The sequence below is a fragment of the uncultured Fibrobacter sp. genome, assembly GCF_937877005.1.
GTDB lineage: Bacteria > Fibrobacterota > Fibrobacteria > Fibrobacterales > Fibrobacteraceae > Fibrobacter.
In genome coordinates this window covers 1-2,398 of sequence record NZ_CALEFV010000230.1, presented here as the reverse complement: position 1 = coordinate 2,398, position 2,398 = coordinate 1, and the positions used below count along the sequence as shown (strand labels likewise).

At 51.2% G+C, this 2,398-nt stretch carries 3 protein-coding genes; all 3 read left to right on the top strand.

Features of this window, described 5'->3' with window-relative positions; all coding sequences use genetic code 11:
- On the top strand, positions 1 to 907 hold a 907-nt coding region (locus Q0628_RS10200; RefSeq protein WP_298770700.1), incomplete at its 5' end, for a hypothetical protein.
- An 87-nt stretch (positions 908 to 994) separates the two neighbouring features.
- The gene (locus Q0628_RS10195; protein ID WP_298770699.1) at positions 995 to 1,654 is read left to right on the top strand and encodes a hypothetical protein; all 660 of its coding nucleotides are present in this window, start codon (positions 995 to 997) and stop codon (positions 1,652 to 1,654) included.
- 4 nt (positions 1,655 to 1,658) lie between these two features.
- On the top strand, positions 1,659 to 2,366 hold the full coding sequence (locus Q0628_RS10190) for a hypothetical protein (protein WP_298770698.1): 708 nt from the start codon (positions 1,659 to 1,661) through the stop codon (positions 2,364 to 2,366).
- Positions 2,367 to 2,398: the final 32 nt, after the last annotated feature.

Sequence of the window (2,398 nt, the reverse complement as noted above, 5' to 3'; positions counted from 1 at the left end):
TCGACAAGTCGTCATCAATGTAAATGTTCTCTCCACTTGGGACGGAAAGGATTCTACTTATTACTTCTATGCCGATGCATCCGCAGGAACGGACCTTTCGGTCGATATATCTTCGGCACTCCGTGGCGCAATGAAAGGTTGGGAGCCGGATGCATCTACGCTGAACATCAGCTACGACAAGGCTTTCGACTGCGACTATCCGTATGCCACATTCAGCGCTACGCTGTCCGAGAAATATATGCAGGACGGCATTGTTTATGAAATTGCAGGCGCAACACGCGAGGGGGCATACGCCTACTACGGCGGTTTGTCGGGTTACGAACTGTTGACCTTCGACAGCCACGCAGCCAATTTCGCATCGGGCATGTTCTTTACACGCAAGCCGAAGTCGGGCGAGCTTCATGCCGTCGGCGATATTTCTACAAGTTCGGTCATCAATGCGGGGGTAGTCCGCACGCATGGCGAAGTAATTACCACCGCCGACTTCGAGAAAGGCGATCTCCAGCAGTTCCTCTTCGTCAATTCCCTGGGCGTGCTCGAAACCGTATCGGCATTCTCCCGCGAGTCGCTTGCTTACGGCATCGAGAGCGAGACCAAGAACTTGGCATCGTCTCCGTCGTACTTTGCCAAGCCGAACCGCACCACCCACAAGACGGGAGGCAGAGGGAAGCTCGTCATGTCGAGCGGATTCATTACCCGTGACTGGGCGGACTGGTGGACCACGGAGTTCCTTATGGCCAAGAAGTTCTGGATGCTGTACGACGGCCGTTGGCTACCCGTCACCGTCACTCCGGCGGACGACGAAAGCACCGTTTACAACAAGGCGGAGCAGCGCATTCCGCATGTGGATTTCGATGTGGAAATTGCCGTCGAAGGGTCTATCCGTAACCGTGTCAGAACTACCTGAATTATTTGTCCTTCATTTCGGGAAGTCCTTGCAGTAACTTTGTGGAAAACAAAAAAACAAGAACAAACGGACTTAAAATGACAGGTTATGGCAGAAGGAATTGACTGGGCGGGAATCATTACCGCCATAGGGGCTCTCATCGGGGCTATTGGGGGTATTTATGCTATTTGGACCAAGTTCCATCAGGACGAGCACAACAAGCTGACTGACTGGAAGTTGGAGCAGTACAGAAGACAGGAACAGGAACGGGGATTCCAGCGGGCGGAGAACACGGGCAAGGTGCTTGGTGAATTGTACCAGGTGCTGTTGACAACGAAAGCCGACCGTGTGTACATCGTCCAACCGCATCCGCTGGGGCACATCGCTTTCCTCAGTATTCAGTTCGAGGTAAAGGCTAAAGGAGTGGAAGGCATGCGCATGTATGTACAGAAGCTCGAAATGAGCGAGGTGCCTCTATTCAGCAAGATGATGGCCGAAAAGCTGTTCATGTATTTCGACGACATCGACAACCAGATGGAAGACCGGGTAGCGAAGTCCCTGCTGTCGAGCAACGGAACCAAGGTGGCTGCCGTCAAGCGCATGAACTCGTCACGCGACTGGGTGGGAAGCATCTTCTGTGAATTCATGGAATACCCGAAAATATCGCAGGAGGAAATCAAGAAGGCGATGCACGAGGCGGCTATCAACATTCAGTTCAATCTGCCCGAATTTCAAGGTGACATAGACCTGAACAAATTTAATAAGTAAGAATATGGCAAGAGAAAGAGACGCAAAGGGACGCTTTGTCAAGAAGCAGAAGTATTGCGAAGCGCACAACGATGAGAACGACTTTCATCATGACTTGTTACGCACGTACAACCGTCTGGCCGACGGCGGCAAGGAATACACCATAGAGGATGCACGGCGCAAGGCTGTCTGGCAGCAATGGTCGCTCCGGGCGCTCGCTCTCATTTTTGTGGTGTTTCTCGGTTGGCTCCTTTTGGGATGCAGCACCAAGAAGGTGGTTGAATATGCACACGACCACGGTGTTGTGGTTGAGGCTGAGCTGGGCAGCGCCAAGAAGGTAGTTGAGTACATTCCCGTAGAAAAGAAAACCGTGGAGACGGTGGTATTGACCGACACGCTTCTGCAGGTTCAGCTCGTTCCTTACAAGGACAGCGTATCGGTAAAGGACAGCACTTCGTACTTGGAGAACCCTTATGCGTACAGCCGTGCTTCGGTCAAGGGCGGCAAGCTTTCCCATTCGCTCGGTATCTTCCCGATGAAACCTTTCCCTTATACTTTTCAGATGCCCGTCAAGATTATCCGTGACAGCATTCCTTACGCGGTACCAGGACCGACACAATATGTGGAACGTGAGCTTACCAAGATAGAAAAAATCATTATGGGAGTAGGCTTGTTGACAATAGGCGGGGGAGTGGTTTACGGCTCTTTCAAGTTGAAAAACTTTGTGGTTTAATAAATATTTTTCATCATTTTCATATTTGATAG

Bases quoted from the DNA above. Each gene is read 5' to 3' on its own strand.
- Q0628_RS10195 (WP_298770699.1), top strand. From the start codon at position 995: ATGGCAGAAGGAATTGACTGGGCGGGAATCATTACCGCCATAGGGGCT.
- Q0628_RS10190 (WP_298770698.1), top strand. From the start codon at position 1,659: ATGGCAAGAGAAAGAGACGCAAAGGGACGCTTTGTCAAGAAGCAGAAG.